The organism is Micromonospora sp. DT43, from assembly GCF_049841645.1.
Classification (GTDB): Bacteria; Actinomycetota; Actinomycetes; order Mycobacteriales; family Micromonosporaceae; genus Micromonospora.
Map to the genome: position 1 here is coordinate 144,855 of NZ_JBNCKR010000013.1, position 24,482 is coordinate 169,336.

Below are 24,482 nucleotides of genomic sequence, written 5' to 3' on the forward strand. Positions count from 1 at the left end.
CGTAACCGGCCGCGTCGGAAGACCCGGTGTCGTATGGAGGTAGGGCGAGCGTGAACCAGCGGCGAATCACCGTCACCCAGTCGGCCGTCTCCGGATACCGGACGCTCACGGACGCGCTGGCGGCGGCGTCGGACGGGTCGGTGATCAGCGTGCAACCTGGCAGCTACACCGAGAACCTGGTGCTGACGAAGATCGTCACCATCACCGCCGAGGATGGGCCGGGCACCGTGAAGGTGACCGCCGCGAGCGGTATCCCTGTCGTACTCGCCGCGGAGTCGGCCGCGCTGTCCGGACTGTCGATCATCGCGACCGACGCCGACAGTCCGGCGCTCGCGCTGGCCGCGGGCCAGTTGAGCGTCACCGAGTGCGAGCTGACCTCGTCGTCGTGGGCCACCGTCTTCGTCCGGGACGGTGGGTCACTGACCATGCGCGGCAGCCTGGTGACGAACGAGGTCGGCGCCGGGGTCGTCGTCACCTCCTCCGCCGGCAGCGTGCTCGACGACTGCCGGATAGAGCGACTCGGTACCTCGGGCGTCGTCGTCGCCGAGCGCGGCGATCTGCGGGTACGGGCGTGCACCGTCCGGGACGCACGCGGCAACGGCATCTGCCTCAACGGCCACGGCAGAATCTCCATCGAGGACACCGAGATCGTCGGCACGAGCAAGCCCGCGCTCGCCGCCGAGCAGCAGTCCGAGATCACCGTGCGCCGGTTGAGCGTCCGCAACACCAACGGCGTCGGCTTCTACCTGGCCACCGCCGGGGCCTGCACGTTGGACGACTGCATCGTGGACGGCTGTGCCGCCGACGGTGTCTTCGTCGGGGAGCGCTGCGCGCCGACCCTTCGTCGGTGCCGGGTGAGTGGGACACGGCGTACCGGCTTTCGCTTCACCGGGCGCGCGGGCGGGCGGCTCGAGGCGTGCATCGCCACGAAGGTCTCCGGCGTCGGTGTGAGCATCGGCGACCGTGGCACGCCCGACCTCACCGACCTGGTGGTCAGCGACTGTACGGAGGCGGGGGTCCACCTCGACGGCGGCGCCGACCCGTTCTTCCACCGCCTGCAGGTCTTCGGCTGCGACGGTGCGGCGGTCGAGATCGTCGACGGTGCCCGTGGCCGGTTCGAGAATCTCACAATCGAACGGTGCGGCGACGTCGGCGTATCGGTCGGCGGCGGTGCCCACCCGTCGCTGAGTGGGCTGAGCCTGCGCGGCAGCGCCGCCGCCGGGGTGGTCGTCGCCGGGGCCACGGCCTCGTTCAGCGACTGTGACATCGCCGACGCGGGCGCGGAGGGCGTGTCGGTTGCCTCCGGTGGGGACATCTCGCTCACCGGCTGTCGGGTGCACGGCGCACAGGGCGACGGCTGTGTCTTCGGCGACGAGTCGAGGGGCGCGGCGGTCGACTCGGAGTTCACAGGCAACGGCGGCGACGGCATCGCGGTGCGGACCGGCGGTTCGGTGCGGGTGACCGGCTGCGCGGTGCGGGACAACCAGGGTTCCGGACTGCGGCAGACAGTTCCGGACGGCCAGTTGTCGGTCGAGGAGCTGACCAGCTCCCGCAACGGGCTCCCCGACGCGTACGGCACGGTCAGTGTGGCTGCCGCTGCGAGCGCCCCGGCCACCGCGACACCGCCCGTCGAGGATCGACAATCTGTCTCCCGCGGCTCCGACCCCCTGCGCGAGTTGCAGTCCCTCGTCGGGCTGCACGGCGTGAAACAGGAGGTGACCTCGCTGATCAATCTGAACAAGATGTCGAAGCGCCGCCAGGAGGCCGGCCTGTCCGCCCCGCCGATGGCACGGCACCTGGTGTTCGCCGGCGCGCCCGGCACCGGCAAGACCACAATTGCCCGGCTGTACGGGCGGATCCTCGCCGAACTCGGGGTGCTGCGTCAGGGGCACCTCGTCGAGGTGGCCCGCGCCGATCTCGTCGCGCAGATCATCGGCGGCACCGCCATCAAGACGACCGAGGCGTTCAACTCCGCCCTCGGCGGGGTCCTCTTCATCGACGAGGCGTACACGCTGAGCAACAGCCGCGGCGGCAGTGGGCCGGACTTCGGCCGGGAGGCCATCGACACCCTGGTGAAGCTGATGGAGGACCACCGTGACGAGGTGGTGGTCGTCGCCGCCGGCTACTCCGCCGACATGGAACGCTTCCTCCAGGCGAATCCCGGCCTGGAGTCACGCTTCAGCCGGACCATCGAGTTCGCCAACTACACGCCCGCGGAACTGGTGACCATCGTGGAGAACCAGTGCGGCCGGCACGACTACCAACTGGACCCCGCCGCGGCGTCGGCGCTGCTGACCCACTTCGACCGGATCCCCAAGGACGGCACGTTCGGCAACGGCCGTGAGGCGCGCAAGGTCTTCGAGCGGATGGCGGACCTGCAGGCATCCCGGCTGGCGACCGCGTCGGACGTGACGAACGCCGAGTTGGCCCTGCTCACCGCCGAGGATCTGCCGACCGCAGTCATCGGGGCCGGCGTTGCGGGCGCGTGAAGGTCGGCCCTAGGCAGCACGCCGGAAACATCCGGCCCCTACCATCCCTGGGACGCTTCGTATCCGGCTCCTGGAGGTGCGCCCTGGCGGGCTTCGACATCCGCGTCGGACGCCGATCGGGTACGGTCGTCGCGCCTCCGTACGCGGTGGAGTGGACGCCAGTCGACACCGTGGTGTGGCCCCGCCGAAGGCGGGCTACGGGCGGCGCAGCCGTCGATTGACAATTCATTGTCCCGAGTCAACTATGTGATGGTTCTCGGGGTGGGGTGCGGGTGGAGACAGATGAGACGGGGTTGGTGAGCCTCGCGTGGGAGCGATCTCATCGGTCGCTCCAGAGTCGACCCGGGTGTCGTCAGTGATGTTCGAACCGTCGACGTCGCTGAGCAGCGGTCCACGGCGTGGCTCCGCGAGCGCGCTGCGGTGGGTGGCGGACAACCTCGCAGTCGTCGGGCCCGACCCGGCCGGCGCGATCGTCGCGATGGCGCGTCTGCTGCCATCGGAACCCGGGGTCGTCACCGTTGTCGGTCAGATCATCGACCCCGACGACTGGGCCCTGATCACCGAGGTCCTGCCGATCGCGGTCCCGCCCGGTGCTGCGGCCCGGCTCGCTGTCAGCGGCACGGGCACTGCCCCCGCACACGGTCCGCCCCCGGCGGCAACTCTGGCCCACCAGCTCCAGGCGGACGTGCACGCGCCGAGCGGCCAGCTCCTGCTCGTGCCCGGCGGCGGCCTGTTCGCCGTCGACGGATGGCGCTGGTTCCGACCCGACGGTAGCGTCTCCGACGGCGGCCACCGCTATCCGCCGCCGCAGTGGGAAGCCGAGGTCGACACCCTGGTCCGGCACGTCGGCGCTGGCGTCCGGGCGCACTCCGTACCGGCCGGCCTGTGGCTCTACGCGGACTCTCCGGATCTGCCTGCCCCGAACCTGGACGACCTGGCCTTCGCCGTGCCGATGGACGTCGATCGGGTGACCGTGGTGCTCGGCCGCCCCGGGGCAACCCCACCCGGTGTCGAGGCGACGCTGTCGATCCTCGACGCACTGGATCCCTCCATGGTCATCGCCCCCTACGGCGGCGCCGCTGCCGAGGCGATGCGGCTGGCCACCACGATCGCCGACCGCTGGGACCGCCCGGTGGAGGTCGCTGCCGGCCTGCCCACCCTCGACGACGAACACCGGCCGGTGTCGATCGCGATCGACCCCGCCGGCGACACGTGGTGGACGCCTCCGGTGGCGCGGCTGCGGTACGCCCCCGGCGTCCCGCCGATGCCACTCGGAACCGTTGACTTCCTCGCGGACCTGCGGCCCGCCGGTGCCGGCGCGTTCCGACTCGACGAGCGCTGGGTGGTCGAGCCCACCCAGTTCGGGCTCTGGGTCCGGCCCCCCTTCGCCGGCCAGCACACAGGCGACGTCCGCCGTCGTCCGTGGGACGCGCAGTGGTTCACCGTTGTCGTCGGCCTGCCCGGCCTGCCGCTGCCCGACGACGTGTTGCCGATTCTGCACCTGTTGCTGAACCGGCTGCCGGAAGGTGCGCGGGCCCGGGTGCGGTTCGTTCCGGAGGAGCTGAGCCACCTGCTGGCGTCCGACGCCGCCGACCGGCCCGACGTGGTGCTCGCGGCGCAGCGCTCGACGCCTCCACGCTGGTGGCACCGCGACGCGCGGTTGTTCGCGGTCCTGCTGACGGTTGACGGCCGCACGGGCACGGTGCACACCGACGCGGGCGAGGTGGAGCCCGGGCAGTTGGGCGAGATCATCGCCCCGTACCGGGACTCCGATCCACGACCCGTTCTGCTGGTGTCGTCAGTGCCCGTCGCTCCGGAGATCGAACAACAGATCGCCGACCAGATGCAGGTCGTGACGATCGGCCGACGGGCCGACGGCTGGTGGGCGAGCCTGCCACGTCGGGTGGACCGCGTGCCCCGTCGGGCGTCGCGCCTCGCCTCGTCCTTTCCCTTCCGGGAGGAAGACCTGGCCGACGTGCTGGCGCCGGCCCGCTCGACGCTGCCACGGGCCCGGAGAGACCCGGATGCCGACGAGCCACTGCTGATACTGGCCCGGCTTCCCGAGGAGCCGGCCAGAGACATCCGGCGGGGGGCCGACGGGTCCGTTCTCCGTACCGTGGTGGCCGCGCGCGGCCCGGACTGGCGGCGGCCGTTCCGGTTGGCGGGCCAGCCGGTCACCGCCTGGGACTTCGCCACTGTCGTTGCCGACCGGCGGCCCGGGTGGGTCGGCGGGGATGAGGTCGTCTGGGTGGAGGCCGACCACCTCACGGAGCCCGTGCTGCGACTGCTCGCCAACTACCTTGGCTGCCCGGTCGGCGCCCGCGCCTCGCTGGTGGCGGACGCGCCGCCGACCGCCGCGGCGTCGGGGTGGTGCACGGTGTCACCGCGTACAGACGGTCAGCACGGTCATTCCGGCCAGGACGGGCGCGGATACTTCACCGAGCGGGGGAGTCACGAGAATGGAACGCCCTGAGGACGACGCGACGTCGGGTCGCCGACCCGTGTCGGAGGCTGGTGGCCGGGACGCGGGCGGGGATCCGCCGGCGGCCCCGGCTGAGCGGCCACCGGTGCAGCGTGCCGTGGCGCTGAGCGGCTTGCCGCCCTACGAGGTGACGCCTGCCTCTGCACCGCCTGCTTCCCCCCTGCGCCCCGCGCCGGTTCCGGTCGCCGATCGGAACCGGGTGCCGGCGCCTCGTCCCGGCGAGCGGTCGGACTCTGCACCGACTGTGGTCCGGCCGCCCAGGCCGGTCAAGCCCGCGCTGCCCGCCCCGCAGGCCCCGGCGCCGAAGCCCGTGGTGGCCGCCGTTCCGACCGGCCCGCTGCCGGCCGGGCAGGAGGCTTCCGCCGATCAGCCGGCGGTCCGGCGAGAGGTTCCGTCACCTCTGCCGCCGGCTCCGGTCGACAGGCCGCCGGATGCCGTCGGATCACGTGCTGACGGTGCGCCGCGTACCGAGCCGGTCCCCGACTCAGCCGCCGCACCTGTCGAGTCGGAGACCGTGCCGGAGCCGCAAAACGCCACCACCGAGGGGCGCTTCCCGGGCAGATGGTTCCGTCCCTGGCTGGTGTCGCTCCTGCTCGTTGGCCTGTTGGCGGTCGCCGCGGTCACGCTCGGCAGTCGCCTGCCCGATGATCGGACTGCCGGCCCGTCGACCCCGCCCGGGGACGGCGGGATCGTGCTCACCGCGGGGCCGGGCTTCGGGCCGCCTCTGCCGCCCGGCAGTGTCCCGCCCGGCGGGGCGACCACCCCGCCGGCGCCCGGCCCGTCGGCGATGTCGACGGTGCCGTCGGCTCCCGCTCCGCCCGCACCGGCTCCGCCGGCGCCGGGCGCACCGGGCCGCACCGCCACCGGCGGCGCCGCGAAGCCCACAGGCGGTTCGGCGCCGAAGACCAACGCAGTCGTCTCCGGCAGGGCCAACCCCTCCGGCAGGAACCTCGCGCTGGGCCGTCCGGCGAGCGCCTCCAGCTCCGAGAACTCCGGTTGGGTCGCCTCGAAGGCGTTCGACGGTGACACGGCGACCCGCTGGGCCAGCGAGTTCTCGGACCCACAATGGATCATGGTTGATCTCGGTGAGGTGTGGTCGATCACCACCGTCAACCTGAACTGGGAGTACGCACACGCCACCGCCTACCACGTCGACGTCTCGGTCGACGGCACCGCCTGGAAGACGATCTTCACGACGACGTCGGGTTCGTGGGGCCCGGCTCTCATCCCGGCCGGCAAGGCCAACGGGCAGTTCGTGCGTGTGGTGGGCACAAAGCGTTTCAACCAGTACGGCTACTCGCTCTGGGAGTTCGGGGTGTCGTGACGCGGACTGCGGGACGGCGAGAGAAGCATGGAAACGGTCGGTGGGAGAGGCTTGAACTGATGTCGGCAGCATCGGCGCAGGCCGTTGCTCATCCGCGCCGGGACACGTCCAGAGCGGTGGACCAGAGCGCGACGGCCGCCGGCAGGCCGACCACCGCGCGTACGGTCTCGTTGCCCGCGTCGAGGCCGTACGCCGTCGCGCCGGCCGCGGCCACCAGGATCAGCAGCGCGCCGGTCCACCAGTAGCCGGGGACGTCGAAGATTCGGGCCAGTGGCAGGAAGTGCACGCCGACGACCAGGCAGACGGCCACGACGATAAGCCCTGGTGAACCGGCCCGGAGCAGCCCGAAGACGGCGGCGAGGATCAACACGGTCTGGGCCAGGTTGACCAGGTGGAACCAGCGCATCGAATGCGGGTGGACGCGGCGGACCCGGGACGGACCGCGCGCCCGCAGCCGCCGGCCGGCCACCAGGAGGGCGCCCGCGCCGGCCGCGGCGGCCAGGGCGAGGGCGAGTCGGACGCCGGCGGGCACCGGCAGGCTGGTCGCGCCCACGATCAGCCAGAGCAACCCGTAGACGATCATTGTGATGACGCCCATGGCGAGCGGGTCTCGGCGATTCACGGACTCGCCGCCCAGTTGGCGCGCGCCGGTGTCGGCTGACATGAACGGACCTTAGCGTAGGTCTCAATAGTTGAGTTTCCCGCTCGTCGAGACAATCCCGGAAAGGCGCGTCGACGGCGCGGACCCCGCGACGAGGAACTGGCCCGGCAGGTCGACCGAGCACCTCCGGTGGCTCGGGGCCGAGGTCGGTCTCTCCGCTCCGCCGGTCCACCCGCCGTGCGCCAGCTCCGCGTCGGGGTCGTGGCCGTGGCCGTGGTCGGCCTGCGTTGACGCCGTCAGCTGGGGCTGATTACCGCGGACGCGACTGGCATCATTGGCGCATGTGGCTCGGTGTCGAGGTGGGCGGTGCTGTGGGCCTCGTCGGTGGGCCGGTCGACGCGACGTGGCTCCTGCTCGACGACGGGCCTGACCGGACGGCGGAGTGGACCCGGGCGCCGCAACTCGCCTGTCGTGTCGGTGCTGGCGAGGCGGCGTGAGTCGTCGGGATGTCCGGCTCGATCGGGAGATTGCCGCGTTGTTGGCGGCCAGAGCGTTCACCGAGATTCGCTATCTGGCCGCGACCGCCCGGCACGGGTCGGAGGACGGCTCCCTCGACGAGGATCTGGAGCGCATAAGGTTTCTGGCCGACCTCTGCCACAACATGCCAGGGATCGCCCGACCACGCCCGTGGCGGCCATCCCGCAGAGGAGCCACCCCCAGCAGTTCTCAGCAGGCGATGGCCAGGCGGCCGATGAGCTGGACGTGGAACACCAGCGGGCCCTCGGGGCGCGCGTGGATGCTGCGCCAGATCGAGGAGAGCGGGGCCCGGTGGACGCCGCCGCCACCACTGCCGGTTCGCAGCGAGGGCCCGTCGCCGATGACGCTGTCGCAACGGGCCGGTGTTCTGCTGGGCCGCTGGCCGGTCAGGGCTCCGGCCGGGCGTCAGCCGCTGCCTGCGCAGGCGAGGGTTCTCAAGGCTCTCGACACCGACGCCTTCTGCGCCCTGTCCGAGGAGGCCGGACGACGTCGACTCGGCCTGGGCGGGGGCGGGCTGTGGCTCCGGGCCCATCTGGACCCCGACGGGGTGCACTACCTGGTCCCGGATCCGGCGGACTACTACTGGCCGGGCAACCCGAGCGCTCGAGGCGGCACGATCCGCTGGTGGCAGTGCACCGCGCTGGTGCGGATGTCCGACGGGGCGCAGGTCAGCAGCATGCTCGCCGTACTCCCGGAGACCTTCACCGCGTTGCCCTCGACGGTGAACCGCCGGCAACAACTGCGACTCGTCCACCTCGCTCGGGCGACCAGGCGAGACACCTACCTCTGGGGCCGGGACCACAGGGCGCAGTGCGACCCGGAACGCTGCGGCTACGTCCCCGAATCCACCGACGACCCTCCGATGACCACCTGACGTGTGCCGCTGGCGGGTACGCCCCGACCAGGGGGCCCGGAAGCGGGCGACGCCACCACCATCGCGGATCTGCTCCCGTACGTGCGGGGCTGCCTTCCCTTGACGTGGACACTCATCATCTGCTGCTATCTTATCCATGCAGATAACGCCGGAAGTTGATCGGAAGACGCGGATCCTGGAGGCGGTCGTCGAGTTGCTGGCCGAGCACGGCTACGCGGGGGCGACGTTCGCGCGGATCGTCGAGACGGCGCAACTCAGCAGCACGCGGCTCATCACCTACCACTACGACACCAAGCAGGAGTTGGTCGCCGCGGCGTTGCGCCACATCGGTGAGCGGGCGCAGCAGTTCATGGTCCCGGCGATCGAGGCCGAGGCGTCGGCGCGTGGCAAGCTCGCCGCGTACCTGCGCTCGAACTTCCGCTTTCTCGGCGAACGGCCGGCGTACGCCCGCGCCGCGGTCGAGATCGCCCGTAACCTGCCCCGGGAGACGGCCGATGCGGATCTTCGCGAGGACGTGCCGGTGGTGCTGCTGGCGCAGCTGTTCGTCTCCGGTCAGGAGTCCGGGGAGCTGCGCCGGTTCGACCCGGTGGTGATGGCCGTGACGGTCCGCGCCGCTGTCGATGCCGCTGTGGAGCGGTTCGCCCGCGGAGACGGGATGGACCTGGCCTCCTACGCGGAGGAGTTGTGCGCGATCTTCGATCGCGCGGTCACCGTGGACACGACTCCGGGGGACCTCGGGGAGGTGCTCTCGTGAGGACGGTCGACGACGACCCGGAGGACGCGACAGCCGCCGCCGAGGTGCGGGTAAGCGCGCGCCGGGCTCTGGTCGGACGAGTGGTCGTCGACGCGGTCCTGCCACTTGTCGTCTACTACGTACTCCGCGCCCTGGGCGCCGACGTGCTGGCCGCCACCCTCGCCGCGGGCGCGGTTCCCGCCGCCAACGCCGCCCTGGTCGCCGCGCGCAGCCGACGGGTCGACGTCGCCGGCCTCGTCGTCGTCAGCCTGTTCGTCGCGGGGGGCGCGTTGAGCGTGGTCACCGGGGACGCGCGTCTGCTGTACATCAAGGACGGATGGCTCACCGGTCTGCTCGGCGCCTGGGTGCTGCTGTCGCTGGCCATGAAGCGGCCGTTCATGCTCCACCTCGGCACTGTCATCGCCACGGCCAAGGTCGGCGATGCGGGAGCCGCGGCGTGGCAGCGGCGCTGGATCGACGATCCCGTCTTCCGGCGCCGGCTGCGCCTGGTGAGCGTGGTGGTCGGCGTGGTCCTGATGCTGGACGCGGTGGTCCGCATCGCGATCGCCTCGGTGATCGACCTCGACGCGGTCGCGACGGTCACCAACGTGCAGTACGTCGTCATGCTCGCCGGGCTGCTGTCCTGGTTCTTCTGGTACACCGCCCGACACGGACTGCGCGCATGAGCACGACGCCCGGCGCGCACGTCGCAGTCCTCGCCGTCGGGGCCACCGGCCACCTGCTTCCCGTACTGGACGTGATCACCGAATTGCGGGAGCGCGGGCACCGGGTCACCTGTTTCGCCCCGGACGTCGCGGCACCCTCGGCGAGACGCGCCGGCGCGGACGTCGTCACCTACGAGTCGACGCTCGTCACGCGCCCGTCGTCGTCGGTGCCGCCGGGCGACTTCGCCGTGTGGTTGCCGTTCGTGCTGCTGGCGGAGGCAGCCGCCGTCGTACCCCAGGTCCTCCCCGTCCTGCGCGGCGACGTCCCCGACGTCCTGCTCTACGACCGGGCCGCCCACCCGGCCGGCCGCGCGCTGGCGCAGCTGCTCGACCGGCCGGCGGTGGCGTTGTTCCCGTCCTTCGCCCAGGGGCCGGCGTGGTCGCTGGCCGCGGCCACCGGGCAGACGAGCGTGCTCGACCCCGCACACCCCGCCTTCACGGCGTTACAGGATCAGCTCGACCAGTTCTGCGCGCGCTGGGGAGTCGAGCGCGGCACCGTGCGCGACCTGGCCGAGGCGCGCGAGCAGTGCTCGATCGCGTTCCTCCCGCGGTGGTTCCAGTGGAACGGGGACGAATTCGGCACGGACCACCACTTCGTCGGACCGTGTCTGGGTTCGCGGCTCGGCGCCGGACCCGCGGGGCACGAACGGCTGGTGTACGTCAGCGCGGGCACCGCGGCGGCCGAGCCGGAAACGGTACGGTCGCTGGTCCGCTCCGCGGCCGCCGCGGCGCCGGAGCACCGGGTGCTCGTGTCCACCGGCGGGTTCCCGGTCGCCGCCCTTCCGAAGGTGCCCGACCGGGTCGAGGTCCACGAGCACGTCGACCAGCTCGCCGCGTTGGCGCAGGCCGACCTCTTCGTCACGCACGCCGGGATGGGCAGCGTCATGGAGGCCCTCTGGTTCGCCGTCCCGATGGTGTGCGCACCGCGCACGAGCGAGCAGCACCTCGTCGCGGCACGGGTCGAGGCCCTCGGTCTCGGCGTGCGACTCCCGGACGACTGTGACCCGAGCGGGAACGAGGGGGTGGCCAGGATGCGCGACCTCGCGCACGATCCGACGATCCGCGAACGGTTGCGCGCCGCCTCCGCGACGGTGCGGGCCGCCGGCGGACGCCGAGCGGCGGCGGACGCGGTGGAGGCGGCCCTCGCGTCCGATCACGATGAGGCCCGCGCATGACCGCGGCTCCGTCCTACGTCGAACTCACCCCGATGCCGGGCCTGGTCAACCACCTACGGACCGTGTGGGTGCAGACGACCGGGTCGGCGCCGTACGTGCAGCGACACCTGCCGACCGGTGGTGCGGAGCTGCACTGGCCGCTCGGTGGACAGCCGCGGCTGCTCGGCCCGTTGACCGGACCGCGGGTCGAGGTGATCCCCGCGGCGACGACCCTGCTGGGCGTCCGGTTCCACCCCGGCGTACCCGTTCTGATACCCGGTGACGTTGCGGACCTGCTCGACCGGGGTGTCTCGCTCGACGAGCTCGGTCACCCGTGGGTGGACCGCCTGGGCGAGGCGATCGCCGCCGCGGCGACACCCCGGGCTGCGCTGCTCATCCTGGAGGCGTTCCTGCTGGACCGCGCGCGGACCGCCGGTGCGGACCCGCTCGTCCGCGAGGCGGTGCGGTTGTTGATGCCCTGGGAGCCGCGTGACGTCGGCGCTGTCGCCGACCACCTCGGACTGTCGGTCAGCCAGTTGCGGCGTCGCTGCGTGTGGGCGGTGGGTACGGGGCCGAAGTCGTTGCAGCGGACGCTGCGGTTCCAGGGCTTCCTCGCGTTGGCGCAGGCGGGCGCGATCGCGACCGGACGGCGCGGTGCCGACGGCATGGCAGGGCTCGCGGTCGACGTCGGCTACGCGGATCAGGCCCACCTGAGTCGAGAGGTGCGCCGCCTCACCGGCTTGACGCCACGCGGACTGCTCGGCGCGGAGGTCGACAGGTGCTCGTGCGGTCACGACCACACCGCTTCCTACGCGCCGTTTCTCGCGGACCGTCGCTCGCCGGTACCCGTGTGACGGTGCGCGATTCGTTCAAGACCGGCGAACCCGTCGCTCGATAACGTGCCCCGGTGATCGATCGGCATCTGCTGCGCCTGGCCAGTGACTTCGACGGTGAGGTGCGCACCCGCGACCACGCCCGGTACGACCCGGCCGACCCGACCGCGTGACACACGGCACCGGAGGCGACTCACGTTCGGCCCGATGGGCGGCGCGTACAACCGGGTCGCTCCGGCGGACACCGCTTTCGTCCACCGGCGCGAACGCTACCTGCTCGAGCACGTCGGCCACCGCGGCGACTCCTGGATCGACGAGTCGTGGACGCTGGCCCACCGGCATCCCTCGGAGACGTACCGCGACTAACGAAAGGCAATCCATGAGCAAGGTCCTCGCCGCGCTGTCGGTCTCGGTCGACGGCTACATCACCGGCCGTGACCCGGGCGCCCGACGCGGCCTCGGTGACGGTGACATGTTGTTCGACTGGTACTTCGACGGCGACACCCCGAGCGCGGTGCTCGACGGATTCCGGCTCAGTGCCCCCAGCGCTCGCGTCTTCGACCGGGCCGCGGCACGGGTGGGAGCCAGCGTCGCCGGGCGTAACACCTACGACGACTCTGGCTGGGGCAGCGGCGGCACCCCGCACCCCGACGCGCCGCTCGTGGTGCTCAGTCACCGACCGCTGCCCGCGGAGCATCCCCGCCAGACCCTGGTCACCAGCGGCATCGACGAGGCCGTCGACACAGCTCGTCGCCTGGCCGGCGACAAGGACGTGGCCCTCATGGGCGGGGGAGTGACCACCGCCGCGCTCACCGCGGGTCTGGTCGACGAACTGATCCTGCACCAGCGGCCGGTGTTGCTGGGCGACGGCCGGCCGTTCTTCCAGACCCTGCCCGCGCCCGTCGAACTTCGGCTGATCGAGGCCGTCGCCGCACCGGGTGTGACCCACCTGCACTACGAGGTGGTCCGGTGATCCTCGTGACCGGCGGCCTCGGCATGATCGGTGCCCACACCGTCGGCGCCCTGACGGACCTCGGTCACGCCGTCGTCGCGACCGCCCACCGGCGAGCCGTGCGCCCGGCGTTCCTGCCCGACGACGTCATCGTCGAACAACTCGACGTCACCGACCCCGCCGCGGTGGCCGCACTCGGCGACAGGTATCCGATCACCGACATCGTCCACCTGGCCGGCAGCATCCCCGGCGCGGACCGGGTGGCGTACTTCCGCGCCGACACCGCCGGGCTGCTCACCATGCTCGACGCCGCCCGCGCCTGGCGCGTGCGCCGCTTCGCGGTCGCCGGCAGCCTCGGCTCCTACCTGGGCAGAAACGAGATCCCCTGGCACGAAGACCTGGCGCTACCGGCCGCGCCGGCACCGCACCCGATCATCGCCTTCAAGAAGGCGGTCGAACCGCTCACCTCGAACGCACTACAGGACACCGGGATCCAAGCGGTCGTGCTTCGCATCGGCAGCACCTGGGGACCGCTCATGGACCCGGCAACACCCTTCAACGCGGTCCCGCCCTACCTCAGCGCCGTGCTGCGCGGAGAGCACCCCGCGCCCCTGTACGCCGACGACGGCGGCGACTTCTGCTACGCCCCTGACGCCGGACGCGCCATCGCCCTGCTCAGCACCGCCGACACCCTCGCCCACGACGTCTACAACGTCTCCAGCGGACAGCCCTTCACCAACCGGCAGCTGGTCGAGGCCGTCCACGCCGCCATTCCGCACGCGCAGCTCGACCTGCTCGAGGGACGCCGGGCCGGGCCGGGCCACGATCCCTACCTCGACATCGCCCGGCTCACCACCGAAACCGGCTTCACCCCGGACTTCGACCTCGCCGCCGCCGTCGCCGACTACCTCGCCTGGCGCACCCACCACGACCGCTGACCACTACAGACAGGAGAACCACCGTGCTGCATCCCGACATCCGCCGCGTGCTCGACGAAGCACCGATCGCCCACCTCGCCACCGTCCTACCGGACGGCTCACCGCACGCCACCCCCGTCTACGTCGGAACTCACGACGAGCACATCGTCATCTTCACCGCGCCCGGCAAACGCAAAGCCCGCAACCTGCGTCGCGATCCGCGCCTGGCGTTGTCCATCGCTCCGGCCGACGACCCGTTCAACCCTGTCGCCGTACGCGGCCGCGTCGTCAACTGGATCGACGGCGACGCCGGCTGGTCGATCATCGACCGCATCGTCGCCAAATACACCGATGAGACCTACCCGCGTGACGACGAGCGCGTCGTCGCCGTCATCGAACCCGATCACCAGACGGTCGGCATCCGTTGACGCGACAACGGTGAAGCTGGTGCTACAGGGCGGCCAGCCAGACATGACCCGGATGCACCTGCCTCAGTAGTGTGGACAACGTCGCGCGTTGGCTGTGCGCCAGCAGCGGGAGAACGCCGTCGAAGTCCGCCTGGTCCTTCGGGCGTACGTGCTTGGCCTTGAAGAGAAGGACAAGTTCCGGGATCAGGTACGGGATCCGCGCCGAGGTGTACCTGATGATGTCGGCATAGGGCAGCCTGATCGTCGCGTCTCTCCGGCAGATCCACTCATCACCGTCGTGCTGCTCCCGGAAGACATCAAGCAGGTAGCGCCCCGTATCCGGCTCGCGCAGCCACGTCTGCCACGTGACGCTCAGCACCTGTGGCGTCGCCGCCTCCCAGATTCGACCTGAGTCAACCGCGTCGAACGCGAATTCGGCGAAACGCTCGCGGATCTCCGGAAACCGCCCGGCCGGTACGCCGATCTCGATGTCGTGATGTGCGCGGGTCTGCTCGCCGCGGTACAGGTCCAACGCCCAGCCTGCCGCCACGTACCAAGGCGCGGAGATCCCGGCCAGGCGGCGTGCGACGTCGGGCGGCTTCCAACAGTGCGCCCAGCGGGAGTCGAGAGCCTCGGTGTCGCCGGGCGGGACCTCGATACCGCCGCTGGGTAACCCGCCGTCCATCCGCTGATTCACGTCACGGCCGTAGTCGCGGGCCACGTGTAGTTGTAAACGATGTAGCCCCGGTAGACGGCGAGCCTGTCGTACAGGGCGCGTGCGTCGGCGTCGATCTCGGTGTTCCAGTACAGGCGTGGGGCGCCATGCTCATCGCCATCCTTGGCCACCCACTCGATCATGGCCGTCGCGACGCCTCGCCGTCGTACGTGCGGATCTACGAACAGATCCGCCAGGTAGCAGCGCCCGGCACCCCAGACGCTGGCGTGGAACAGGTAGTGCGCGATGCCCACCATCGTGCCGTCGAGCCGCGCGCAGATGCCACGGATCTGCTCTCCGTTGACCAGGCGTTGCCATGTCCGCTCGTAGCCAGCGTCGTCAACCTCGGTCGAGGGCCGACCCGGGCGGCCGGCCCAGTGCGCGTGGAAGCTTCGGGTCAACCGTTCCCACTCGTCACGATCGGGTTCGGTCAACGGGCCAATTGTCAGCACGTTCCCATCCTCACATCGCCTCCACCGGCCGGCGCACCGGAGCAGAATGCCGCCTGATCTCGTGCACCCCCGGTGGCGGATGCACCTGGCGGAATGGGCCCTCTGTGGGCCGCCGGTGATCGCGGTACGACGACGTCACCAAAGCGCCACGGCCGGCAGCCGGGGGGTCACCGCATCTCTGCCGCTTGGTCGCCGACAGTGTGGCTGATCGGTCGCGGTGCCGGCTGCACGAGGAACGATTTGATGTGTTCCAGCGCCATGTCCAGTGCGACTTCCATGGGTGCGACGTCGTGCGCGGCGTTCGCCAGCAGGTAGCCGCCCTGCAGAGCGGCCATCAATCCCGTGGCCAACTTTTCCGGGTCGGCATCCTGGCGCAGTAGACCGCTGTCGCGCATCCGGTGCAGACCATCACTGATCAGCCTTTCCCATGCCGCGAACGTCTCCGACAGCGACGATCGAGCCTGCTCATCTTGATCAGACAGCTCGAGCGCCATTGACCCGAGGCCGCACCCGTACTTGCCGTTGTTAAGCGAATTTGCCTGGACCAGCGCGTTACGCCACCGGACCAGGCCGGAGAACGATCTCAGTCGTTCGAGCCCTGCCCGTTCACGCTGAAGCACAAGCGCGCCCCGATATTTGACCAGGGCGCGTACGAGTTCCTGCTTGTCGGCGAAGTGGTGGTAGAGCTGAGACTTGCTCGTCTGGCTTGCCTCGCGGATGTCGTCGAGGGTCGTCGCGTTCACTCCGCGCACGAGCATCAGCCGGTTCGCCGCCTCGAGGATCCGCTCTCGCGTCGCGATGCCCCGCTGACTGATCCTCCGCCCATTTTTCGGCGCAGCCGTCTGCTCGTCGCTCATCTGTCAAGTCTATCCAGCGGGCCGTATGAGGGCCGCGCGTCGTGAGCGGCCCTCCGGCGACCACCTGCGCCCGGACCGGCGCGCGGACCCGGGGCCCGCGCGCCGGAGGTGTCAGGCCGTCGCCCGCTTCGGAAGCTTCCATCCGGGGCGGGGGAAGTGGCAGGTGTATCCGTCGGGGTAGGTCTGCAGGTAGTTCTGGTGCTCAGGCTCGGCCTCCCAGAAGTCACCTGCCGGGGTGACCTCGGTGACGACCTTGCCGGGCCACAGACCCGAGGCGTCGACGTCGGCGATGGTGTCCTCGGCGACCCGCTTCTGCTCGTCGCTGGTATAGAAGATCGCCGAGCGGTAGCTCATGCCGATGTCGTTACCCTGGCGGTTCTTCGTCGAAGGATCGTGGATCTGGAAGAAGAACTCGAGCAGCGCGCGGAAGTCGGTCTTGTCGGTGTCGTACACGACCTCGATGGACTCCGCGTGCGTGCCGTGGTTGCGGTAGGTGGCGTTCGGAACGTCGCCGCCGCTGTAGCCGACGCGCGTGGACGCGACGCCGGGCTGGCGGCGGAACAACTCCTCCATTCCCCAGAAGCAGCCGCCGGCGAGGATTGCCTTTTCGGTGTTCACGTCGTCTCCTTGCCTGTCGTCGTGCTGGGTCACCTGGGTGCTCGGAACCGCGGAGCCAGGTGGAGTGCACAGGACCCGCAGGTGCAGACACTCTCCGGGTCGGCCATATTCCCACAGCCTCTCCCTTCTCTGGACTCCATGGTCCAGTATGCATGTCTCGTCGGGGTCCGGCGAGCCGCCTTGTTCATGGGGGTGATCTGGCTCAATCCTCGCGGACACAGTAGTGGTCACGCGGCTCAATAGTGGACTTGACAGACCAGTTTTGCCGTCGCTAGGTTCGGGACGCCCCAGCGGGGTGCCTCCGGCGACATCCTCGCGCCCGAACCGCTACCGGTCGGAGTGGATGGCACGGCGCCGAGGCTTGGCACCGCCATTGCTGGGAAACGGAAATGTGCTCCTCGGGCCGGTGCAGACGGGGGCGGGATACAGGAGGTATCTGATGAAGGCGATCGTGGTGACGGACCAGGCTGCCGGAACGGCCGGAATGACGCTTGTGGAGCGGCCTGAGCCGGAACCGGCCCTCAACGACGTCATCGTCCAGATTCATGCGTCAGGGTTCGTCCCGACCGAGATGGCGTGGCCCTCGACCTGGACCGATCGCCTCGGCCGTGACCGGACGCCGTCGATCCCTGGGCACGAACTGGCCGGAGTGGTCACCGCTCTCGGGTATGGCACGACGGGACTCTCGGTGGGTCAGCGGGTACTCGGCCTCACGGACTGGACCCGCGACGGCACCCTGGCGGAATATGTGGCCGTCGAGGCGCGCAACCTCGCGCCGCTTCCCGGCGACGTCGACTTCACGGTGGGCGCAAGCCTGCCGATCTCTGGCCTGACCGCCTGGCAGGGACTGTTCGAGCACGGCCGCCTCCGGACGGGGCAGAGCATCCTCGTGCACGGCGCGGCCGGCGCGGTCGGTTCGATGGTGACGCAGCTCGCACGTGAGTTCGGCGCCTACGTCATCGGCACCGGACGCGCTGCCGACCGTGCGAAGGCGCTCGACTTCGGTGTGCAGGAGTTCGTCGACCTCGAAAACGACGCCCTCGAAGCCGTCGACGGAGTCGATCTGGTTTTCGACGTCATCGGTGGCGACATCGGGAAGCGGTCGGCAGGCCTGATTCGAGCCGGAGGAATCCTGGTGTCCGTCGTCGGGCCGCCCGAGGCGCGGCCCGCGGACGGCCTGGCGATCGATTTCGTCGTGACGCCTGATCGCGCCCAACTGGGGGAGATCGTCGGGCGGGTACGTGATGGGCGACTGCGGACGAACATCGGCAACGTCGCGGACCTCGACGACGCCGTCGCCGCGCTCAACCCAACCGGGCGGATCACCGGAAAGACGATCATCCGCACTCGCTCGTGAGGATTCGGGGGTTCGACACTCGTGGTCAGAGCCTCCCCGGAGATTCTTCCGAGGAGGCTCTGACCATTTCTGGACTAGCTCAGAGGCGCGGGTCCTGCTGAACCTTGAGGGCGTTGAGGATCGGGTCGCTCTCGCCCTTGTCGCGGCGAAGCTCGATCGTCAGATCGCCACCGGTGTGCTCGACGGTGACCGTGTTCGTGTCCGCGGTCAACGCGCCAACCTTCGCCTGCACGTCGTGGTCGTAGAGGACGACCTTGCCGTCGGCGAGCACATCGAAGGCACGCTTGCCGGCCTTGACCTTCTCGATCTCCGCGAAGTCGAGGCCGATCCGGTACGTGCCGGCGGGGGCGTTCTTGAACACGTAGGTGAACGTCTGGCCGGTCCGCTGGGTGCGGAACAGCGCGTCGTCCTCGGTGCCGGCGATGTCGGCCCTGGTGGTGTTCACCTTTCCGCCGACGTGGCCCCAGGGCCGCGAGCCGAGCGCCTGGTCGGGCGCCCAGAAGAAGCCGTCGGAATCGACGTACCCCGACCCGCCCGCGTCGACGCCCTTCCAGTAGGCGGACGTCGCCAGGCGGACCGGCTTGAGCTGGGCCTCACCCTTGCCGGCGTTCGACGCCACGAGCACGTCCCCGACGAGCACGCCGGGCGTGCTGCCGGCGTTGTCGGCTGTCACCGTGACCGTGGTGGACGTGCCTGCCGCGAGCGTGACAGTGCCGGTCGCGGCCGCGCCCGTGAGGGCCAGCCAGGGAAGGTCGGCGGCCTCGTGTCCGCCGTCGCTTGTGCGCTTCTGCTCGCTGATCCGCACGTCGAGCGGGGCGGAGCCGGTGTTGGTGACCGTCACGTCGGCGGTCGCCTTCTGGTTCCTGTCCAGGAGCCAGTCGAGGTCAGCTCCGGTGACGGTGGCGATGCCCGTGGTCAGTGCCGTGTCGACCACCTCGGCCTGGTCCTTCTTCGTGATGGTCACGGGATGGCTGGCGGTGACGTAGTTCGGCGCCTCGACCTGCACGGTGTTCTCGCCGACCAACGCCTGGGTCTTCCAGCGGCCCTTCTCGTCGACAGTGATGACCCGTTCGCCGTTCGGCCCCTTGAGCGTGACGACCGCGTCCGCGATCGGCTTGCCGTCGTTGCTGTCGGTGACCGTGCCCTCGATCGTGCCCGCGGCCGGGAGGGTGTACTCCAGGCCCAGACCGGCCTTCAGCGCGGGTTGGTTGAAGGAGAACTGGCCGGCGGGGTTGCGCGTCAGGCTCTGCACGCCGACCGTCGCCGACGAGCCCTTGGTGAGGGCGTTGTCGCCGCCGACGCCGTCGCCGTACCCGATCTGGATCCGTCCGTCCGCGATCAGGGTGACCGAGAAGCTCACGCGAGCGGTCTGGTCACCGTAGAAGGCGACGTTGCGCCACTCGATGACCTGCGCCGCCAGCCCGTCCACAGTCGTCGTGCCGTAGTAGATGCCCGCCTCGTCGTCGACGATGAGGTCGTCCCAGAGCGGATGGATCGCGTCGATCGGGGACGGCGACGGCAGTGCCGTGTTGCTCCCCGACGTGTTGGCGCGGTCGAACGCCAGCGTGCCGTTCGTCGTCACGCACACGCCGTCCCAGGTCGTGTCGTAGAACGGGAACACGAAGCTGGAGTCGAACCACAGCACGCCGCAGAGGTCGTCGCCGTGCCACCCGGACTCCTCGGTGCCCTGGCGGTAGAGCCCGTCGGTCACCTTCATCGCGTACGAGCGGCCGGCGGGCGCCACCGGTACGGGACCCGGAGCCGGCTGCTCGGGCTCGGGCTCCGGCTCCACCGCGTCCGCGCGCGGGTCGAGCGTCACCCGCAGCGCGGCGATGCTCGGGGCCTTCAGGCCCTTCGAGCCCCGCAGCTCCACGGTCAGCGGACCACCCTCGTGCTGCACGACAGCCTTACGCCAGTCGGCGGCGTTCGGCCCCACGGCCGCGGCCGTGTCGTACGCGTAGTCAGTCAGCGCTCCGTCCACGACGACGTCGAACACCCGCTTCCCCTTGGCCACCTTGTCGATCTCGGCGAACCCGAGGTCGATCGCGTAGGTGCCCTTGGGCGCGTCGGGGAACGTGTAGAACAGTTGCTTGTCCGCCGTGGTGCGCTGCGACTGGAACAGGGCGTCGTCAGTCGTGCCGGCGATCCCGGCGTTCGTGGCGGCGACCTTGGTCTTCTTCCCCTCGTAGCCCCACGCCTTCTTGCCGGCGGGCTGGTCGGCCGACCAGGTGTAGCCGGAGCCGTCGGTGAACTTCGGGCCGCCGGCGTTGACGCCTACCTGGTACTTCGTGGTCGTGAGCGTCACCGGGACGTAGGTCTTGGACAGGCGTCCGGAGTCGGACCGCAGCACGATGTTCGCGCCGAGGACTCCGGGCTTGGCGCCCTTCGACGAGATCGAGACCTTGACCGTCGTCGACTCGCCCGGGGCGAGGGTGCCGCCGGTCGAGGAGAGCGACAGCCACGGCAGGTCGGTGAGCAGGTCGTCCTCGACGTCGACGAGCACGACGTCGTCGGCGATCTGGTCCGCCGCCCACAGCGCACCTGTCGAGTCGGTCTCGAGGCCGCCGCCCTGGCCCGCCTTCTGGCCGGGGAACCACCACGCGTTCACGAGCGAACAGTCGTCGGGGTCGACCTGGAGCAGGCGGGTGGGCCGGTTCGAGGTGAGGTCGGTGTACCAGATGGTGTCGGACGCCTGGTTGTAGGCCAGGCCCATCACCTCGGAGAGCGGCGGTGAGCAGAAGGACAGCAGCGCGCCCGGGTTGTCGTGCGACGTACCGGCGACGGTGCCGATCATGCCGTTCGCCCGGCCGCCGACGTAGAACACGTCCTGCGTCGGGTTGTAGGCGAGCCCGGTCAGCTGCAGCGTGGACCAGTCACCCTTGATCTGCCGCGTCTCCTTGCCGGTGTCGGTGTTGAAGCAGTGGATGTAGCTGGCCGGGCTGTCCTCCATCTGGCACATGTCACCGGTCTTGGTGTCGAACGCCATGTCGAACGCCCGGTACGCGGGATTCCACGACGCGTCGAAGACCTTCGAAGTCTTCTTGCCCGTCACCGTGTAGGCGGTGTTGGTCCGCGCGTTGTAGTCGTGGACCCAGACGTCGCCGTCGTACCCGATGCCGGAGGGCTCCTTCTCCGCGATCGTGCCGGGGATCGCGATCCGGGTGATGACGTCACCGCCGGAGGTCGTACCGACCTTGGCGGCCGCCTGTGCCTCCGCGGCGCTCGCCGTCGCGGCCTTGCCGTCGACGTTCGACGGCTTCATGCCGCTCGCGCCGGCCTTCCACGCGGCGAGGTCGATCGTGCTGGCCGCGCCCTTGCCGGTGCGCCCGGTGGCGTCGACGGCGTCGAGTTCGGGGTGCCGCGCGGCCTCGCCCAGGTCGTACGTGAGGGGGGCGGAGCCGTTGTTGGTGAGCGTCAGCGAGCCCACGCCGTTCTGGTCGGTGCCCAACAGCGCGTCGAGGCCGTCGGCCTTCAGGCCGGCGACGCCAGTGGTCAGCCGCGCGTCGATAGTGGCCCTGGCGTAGAGCTTGTCGAGCGAGAAGGGGTACGCCGCGGTCGTGTAGTTCGGCGCGTCGACGGTCATCGTGTAGTCGCCCACCGGAAGCTGGCGATGCACGACGCCCGTCCCGTTGGTAGTGACGGTCTCGACGAGGCCGTCCTTGTCGCTGAAGGAGACCTTCGCGCCGGCCACCGGCTGCCCGTCGTTGCGGTCGACGACTGTCGCGTCGAGGTACCCGAAGTCAGGCAGGTCGTAGGTGACGACCATCCCGTCGCGCAGCACCGGGGCCTGGTCGGAGAACCGGATGCCGTCGACGCCCGCCCAGCCCTGGATGCCGGTGACGGCGTGCGCGCCGGCGGTCACCGGGTCGTCGGACCCGACGCCGTCGCCGTACCCGAAGATCACCGTGCCGGAGCGGGTGAGCGTGGCCGAGAAGCTGACCGGCTCCGTGTACTCCGTCCGGTCCGGATAGGCCCAGAGCTTGGCGTTGCGGTACTCGACGACGAACGCGTCCTCACCGTTGACAGTGGTGGCTGCCGTGAAGACGCCTCCACCGGGCGCGAACTCGACGGGGGTCTCGACGTAGAACGGGAAGATGCCCGCCCCGCCGTAGCCGGGTCCGGTGGCGCCGTCCGGGGCGATCACCCCGCGCAGGCCGATGCCGAGGGTGTCGTGGCTGCCGTTGTAGAGCGCGATCGGGAACGGCAGTTGCACCGTGGCCCACACACCGCTGCCGAAGGTGACCGGCTCGCTGCCACGCAGGTACTCGCCGTCGGAGACGACGCAGCTGTAGCCGCCCTTGTCGACGACGAGTCCGACCGGGATCTCGGCCGGCGGGTTCTGCGCGCCGACGGTCAGCGGGACCGTGCTGGACGAGAAGCAGGCGTTGGGCTTGACGGCCAGCTTGTACGCGCCCTCGGGCACGCCGGTGATCGTGAACGCGCCGTTGGCGTCCGTGCGTACCGGCTTCAGCGGTGTGTCCGTGACGGAGACGTCGGCGTTCGGGACGGGCCGCGACTTGTCGTCGACGACCCGGCCGCTGATGTCGTGCTTCGCGGCGGCGGTGAGCGGCAGCGTGACGGCGGTGTCCTGGCCGAGGGTGATCGTGACCTTGGCGGTCGCGGTGAGGTAACCGAAGACCTTGGTGCTGAGCTGGTAGTCGCCGACCGGGAGGTTCGTCGTGAACCGGCCGTCCTTGTCGGTGCCGATCGACCGGCTGAACGGCCCGCTGATCGTCACGTCGGCAGCCGGGACCGGGGCACCGTCGGCGGTGACGACACCGGTGAGGGTGCCGCCCTTGCGGGGCGCGAGCTCCAGCAGGCGGACGAGGTCGAGACGGCCCTCGCCATACTTGTTGTTGATCTCGGCGGTGCCGCCGCACTCGGTGTCGTCGACGTCGACGGCCGACTCGCCGAGCAGGCGTCGGGTCTCCTCGACCTGCCCGATCAGGGTCGGGTCGTAGCTCCAGAGCGCCGCGACGGCGCCGGCGACGTGCGGTGCCGCCATCGACGTGCCGGACATCTCGACGTAGTTGTTGCCCGGATAGGACGACCGGACGCCGTCGCCCGGGGCGGAGATCTCGGGCTTGATCTGGCCGCCTTCGCCCTCACCCTTGCGGGAGAACACCGCGAGCGTGCCGTCCGACGAGTAGGCGCCGACGGAGTAGGCGCTCGTGGCGGAGCCGGGGGAGGAGACGGTGTCGCAGTCCGCGTACGGGTTGGAGTTGCCCGAGGACCAGACGCTGAACATGCCCGCCGCGCTCCAGGCCTCGTCGATGGCCTGGAAGAAGTCGTCGAAGTTGTGCTCGATGGTCTGGCCCCACGAGTTGTTGATGACGTGGGGGCGCTTGGACGGGTCGGGGTTGTTGCCCTGCAGGTCGGTCGGGGCGAGCAGCCACCAGCCCGAGCGCAGCAGCGACTCGACGCCTGTGCTGTCGCAGCAGCCGTTCGTCGCGATCCACTGCGCGTCCGGCGCGACGCCGACGTGGTTGGTGCCGTCGTCACCGACCATGGTGCCCATGGTGTGCGTGCCGTGTCCGTTGTCGTCGCAGGGCGTTCCCGCGCACGTGCCCCGGGTGGCCATCCAGTTGTAGTTGTGGTCGACGGTGCCGTCGGGCTTCGCGCCCCGGTACTGGTGGATCAGGGCGGGGTGGTCGAACTGGACACCCGAGTCGAGGTTGGACACGGTGATGCCCGCGCCGGTGGCCCCCATGGCCCACGCCTCGGGGGCGTGGATGGCGTCCAGACCCCACGTGGAGGTGCCCGCCTCGGCCTTCTTTCCAGCGGCGGGTCGGGCAGCCTGGTCGGTGGGGATCTTCTCGTCGACGGGCTCGACAAGCGCGACCTGCGGCGTCGCGTGGATCTCGGCGACCTGCACCTTCGAGGCCACGTTGAGGGCGAGCTTCTCGGTGCCCCCCTTGACGAGCACGGCGTTGGCGATCGGGTAGGAGGTGTACGTGACGCCGGCCCGGTCGAGGTCGGTGGAGACGGAGGCCAGGGACTTCTTCGCCGCCGTGTTCAGCGCGTCGTAGACGAACTGACCACGAGCGGTCCAGTCGGCGACCTTCTTCGCCGGCGCGAGGTCGGCGCCCGTCTCGAACGTGATCCAGAAGTCGGACTGTGGCTGCGCGCGGAAGCGGTCCTTCAGGTTCGAGGCGATCTTGCTCGCGGGGCCTGGGTCAGGCTCCGCGGCGGACGCCGGTGGTGCCTGGATCATGCTCAGGCCGACCACTACGGCAAGTGTTGCCGCGAGGGGTTTGAGTCTCATGGGGGTCCTTCCGCCTACAGGGGTTGGTAGGGGTCGTGGCTCTCGCGGGCGTCGGCGTCGTGGGCGTCGGAAGCGTCACGGGCGCTGTCACCCGGCTCGGGGGACAGCACGAGAGGGGGCTGGTGCTCGGCGGCGGAGTCGTCGTGCGCGACAGGTCGCTCAGGCATGCATTGCCCAATGGCTATGGATC

21 protein-coding genes are annotated in these 24,482 nt (G+C 70.5%); 14 read left to right on the forward strand and 7 right to left on the reverse strand.

Annotation, left to right across the window (positions count from 1 at the left end; genetic code table 11):
* Positions 1–50 precede the first annotated feature (50 nt).
* The 3 genes from ACLQ26_RS26305 (at position 51) to ACLQ26_RS26315 (ending at position 6,295) form a co-directional block, all read left to right on the forward strand.
* A complete protein-coding gene (locus ACLQ26_RS26305; RefSeq protein ID WP_425746978.1) occupies positions 51–2,489 on the forward strand; it encodes a right-handed parallel beta-helix repeat-containing protein in 2,439 nt (812 codons plus the stop codon).
* A gap of 355 nt (positions 2,490–2,844) precedes the next feature.
* The gene (locus ACLQ26_RS26310) at positions 2,845–4,962 is read left to right on the forward strand and encodes a hypothetical protein (RefSeq protein WP_425746979.1); all 2,118 of its coding nucleotides are present in this window, start codon (positions 2,845–2,847) and stop codon (positions 4,960–4,962) included.
* A gap of 523 nt (positions 4,963–5,485) precedes the next feature.
* On the forward strand, positions 5,486–6,295 hold the full coding sequence (locus ACLQ26_RS26315; RefSeq protein WP_425746981.1) for a discoidin domain-containing protein: 810 nt from the start codon (positions 5,486–5,488) through the stop codon (positions 6,293–6,295).
* Positions 6,296–6,383: 88 nt separating this feature from the next.
* Here ACLQ26_RS26315 and ACLQ26_RS26320 read toward each other — a convergent pair whose 3' ends face one another.
* Positions 6,384–6,959, reverse strand: a complete 576-nt coding sequence (locus ACLQ26_RS26320; RefSeq protein WP_425746982.1) for a hypothetical protein — start codon at positions 6,957–6,959, stop codon at positions 6,384–6,386.
* Between the two features lie 278 nt (positions 6,960–7,237).
* On the opposite strand from ACLQ26_RS26320, the gene ACLQ26_RS26325 reads away from it, so the two are divergent.
* The 10 genes from ACLQ26_RS26325 (at position 7,238) to ACLQ26_RS26370 (ending at position 14,049) form a co-directional block, all read left to right on the forward strand.
* Positions 7,238–7,393: a hypothetical protein gene (locus tag ACLQ26_RS26325; RefSeq protein ID WP_425746983.1), complete on the forward strand. Its 156-nt coding sequence runs from the start codon at positions 7,238–7,240 to the stop codon at positions 7,391–7,393.
* Positions 7,390–8,307, forward strand: a complete 918-nt coding sequence (locus ACLQ26_RS26330; protein WP_425746984.1) for a hypothetical protein — start codon at positions 7,390–7,392, stop codon at positions 8,305–8,307. Before ACLQ26_RS26325 ends, ACLQ26_RS26330 begins: the two co-directional genes overlap by 4 nt.
* A 136-nt stretch (positions 8,308–8,443) precedes the next feature.
* The gene (locus ACLQ26_RS26335; protein ID WP_425746985.1) at positions 8,444–9,061 is read left to right on the forward strand and encodes a TetR/AcrR family transcriptional regulator; all 618 of its coding nucleotides are present in this window, start codon (positions 8,444–8,446) and stop codon (positions 9,059–9,061) included.
* Entirely contained in the window at positions 9,058–9,726 is a 669-nt protein-coding gene (locus tag ACLQ26_RS26340; RefSeq protein ID WP_425746986.1) for a VC0807 family protein, read from the forward strand. The genes ACLQ26_RS26335 and ACLQ26_RS26340 overlap by 4 nt, the downstream gene beginning before the upstream one ends.
* A complete protein-coding gene (locus ACLQ26_RS26345) occupies positions 9,723–10,940 on the forward strand; it encodes a nucleotide disphospho-sugar-binding domain-containing protein (protein WP_425746988.1) in 1,218 nt (405 codons plus the stop codon). The genes ACLQ26_RS26340 and ACLQ26_RS26345 overlap by 4 nt, the downstream gene beginning before the upstream one ends.
* Positions 10,937–11,773, forward strand: coding sequence for a helix-turn-helix domain-containing protein (locus ACLQ26_RS26350; protein WP_425746990.1), 837 nt, complete (start codon positions 10,937–10,939; stop codon positions 11,771–11,773). Before ACLQ26_RS26345 ends, ACLQ26_RS26350 begins: the two co-directional genes overlap by 4 nt.
* 186 nt (positions 11,774–11,959) lie before the next feature.
* Complete coding sequence (locus tag ACLQ26_RS26355; protein ID WP_425746991.1) at positions 11,960–12,118, forward strand: hypothetical protein; 159 nt, start codon at positions 11,960–11,962, stop codon at positions 12,116–12,118.
* Positions 12,119–12,131: 13 nt separating this feature from the next.
* Entirely contained in the window at positions 12,132–12,725 is a 594-nt protein-coding gene (locus ACLQ26_RS26360; RefSeq protein WP_425746993.1) for a dihydrofolate reductase family protein, read from the forward strand.
* A complete protein-coding gene (locus ACLQ26_RS26365) occupies positions 12,722–13,642 on the forward strand; it encodes an NAD-dependent epimerase/dehydratase family protein (RefSeq protein WP_425746994.1) in 921 nt (306 codons plus the stop codon). The genes ACLQ26_RS26360 and ACLQ26_RS26365 overlap by 4 nt, the downstream gene beginning before the upstream one ends.
* 23 nt (positions 13,643–13,665) lie before the next feature.
* Positions 13,666–14,049 carry a PPOX class F420-dependent oxidoreductase gene (locus ACLQ26_RS26370; protein WP_425746996.1) on the forward strand — a complete coding sequence of 128 codons (384 nt, stop codon included), beginning with the start codon at positions 13,666–13,668 and terminating at the stop codon, positions 14,047–14,049.
* 22 nt (positions 14,050–14,071) lie between these two features.
* On the opposite strand, the gene ACLQ26_RS26375 is transcribed toward ACLQ26_RS26370, so the two are convergent.
* The 4 genes from ACLQ26_RS26375 to msrA all read right to left on the reverse strand — a co-directional run bounded on the left by ACLQ26_RS26375 (position 14,072) and on the right by msrA (position 16,670).
* Entirely contained in the window at positions 14,072–14,749 is a 678-nt protein-coding gene (locus ACLQ26_RS26375; RefSeq protein ID WP_425746997.1) for a nucleotidyltransferase domain-containing protein, read from the reverse strand.
* Positions 14,722–15,315, reverse strand: coding sequence for a GNAT family N-acetyltransferase (locus ACLQ26_RS26380; RefSeq protein ID WP_425747035.1), 594 nt, complete (start codon positions 15,313–15,315; stop codon positions 14,722–14,724). The genes ACLQ26_RS26375 and ACLQ26_RS26380 overlap by 28 nt, the downstream gene beginning before the upstream one ends.
* Positions 15,316–15,362: 47 nt before the next feature.
* Positions 15,363–16,052, reverse strand: coding sequence for a TetR/AcrR family transcriptional regulator (locus ACLQ26_RS26385; protein ID WP_425746998.1), 690 nt, complete (start codon positions 16,050–16,052; stop codon positions 15,363–15,365).
* Between the two features lie 111 nt (positions 16,053–16,163).
* Positions 16,164–16,670, reverse strand: a complete 507-nt coding sequence (gene msrA / locus ACLQ26_RS26390; RefSeq protein ID WP_425746999.1) for a peptide-methionine (S)-S-oxide reductase MsrA — start codon at positions 16,668–16,670, stop codon at positions 16,164–16,166.
* Positions 16,671–17,109: 439 nt separating this feature from the next.
* Here msrA and ACLQ26_RS26395 point away from each other — a divergent pair, with 439 nt between their 5' ends.
* Positions 17,110–18,027, forward strand: a complete 918-nt coding sequence (locus tag ACLQ26_RS26395; protein WP_425747000.1) for an NADP-dependent oxidoreductase — start codon at positions 17,110–17,112, stop codon at positions 18,025–18,027.
* A gap of 79 nt (positions 18,028–18,106) precedes the next feature.
* Here the strand turns inward: ACLQ26_RS26395 and ACLQ26_RS26400 are convergent, their stop codons facing one another.
* Positions 18,107–24,292, reverse strand: coding sequence for a S8 family serine peptidase (locus ACLQ26_RS26400; RefSeq protein ID WP_425747001.1), 6,186 nt, complete (start codon positions 24,290–24,292; stop codon positions 18,107–18,109).
* A 14-nt stretch (positions 24,293–24,306) separates the two neighbouring features.
* Positions 24,307–24,459, reverse strand: a complete 153-nt coding sequence (locus ACLQ26_RS26405) for a hypothetical protein (protein WP_393299230.1) — start codon at positions 24,457–24,459, stop codon at positions 24,307–24,309.
* Between the last annotated feature and the right edge of the window lie 23 nt (positions 24,460–24,482).

Excerpts from the sequence above, each read along its gene's own strand:
- ACLQ26_RS26335 (WP_425746985.1), top strand. The coding sequence starts at position 8,444 with ATGCAGATAACGCCGGAAGTTGATCGGAAGACGCGGATCCTGGAGGCG.
- ACLQ26_RS26355 (WP_425746991.1), top strand. The coding sequence starts at position 11,960 with ATGGGCGGCGCGTACAACCGGGTCGCTCCGGCGGACACCGCTTTCGTC.
- ACLQ26_RS26400 (WP_425747001.1), bottom strand. The coding sequence starts at position 24,292 with ATGAGACTCAAACCCCTCGCGGCAACACTTGCCGTAGTGGTCGGCCTG.
- ACLQ26_RS26345 (WP_425746988.1), top strand. The coding sequence starts at position 9,723 with ATGAGCACGACGCCCGGCGCGCACGTCGCAGTCCTCGCCGTCGGGGCC.
- ACLQ26_RS26320 (WP_425746982.1), bottom strand. The coding sequence starts at position 6,959 with ATGTCAGCCGACACCGGCGCGCGCCAACTGGGCGGCGAGTCCGTGAAT.
- ACLQ26_RS26325 (WP_425746983.1), top strand. The coding sequence starts at position 7,238 with ATGTGGCTCGGTGTCGAGGTGGGCGGTGCTGTGGGCCTCGTCGGTGGG.
- ACLQ26_RS26350 (WP_425746990.1), top strand. The coding sequence starts at position 10,937 with ATGACCGCGGCTCCGTCCTACGTCGAACTCACCCCGATGCCGGGCCTG.
- ACLQ26_RS26385 (WP_425746998.1), bottom strand. The coding sequence starts at position 16,052 with ATGAGCGACGAGCAGACGGCTGCGCCGAAAAATGGGCGGAGGATCAGT.
- ACLQ26_RS26405 (WP_393299230.1), bottom strand. The coding sequence starts at position 24,459 with ATGCCTGAGCGACCTGTCGCGCACGACGACTCCGCCGCCGAGCACCAG.
- ACLQ26_RS26360 (WP_425746993.1), top strand. The coding sequence starts at position 12,132 with ATGAGCAAGGTCCTCGCCGCGCTGTCGGTCTCGGTCGACGGCTACATC.
- ACLQ26_RS26395 (WP_425747000.1), top strand. The coding sequence starts at position 17,110 with ATGAAGGCGATCGTGGTGACGGACCAGGCTGCCGGAACGGCCGGAATG.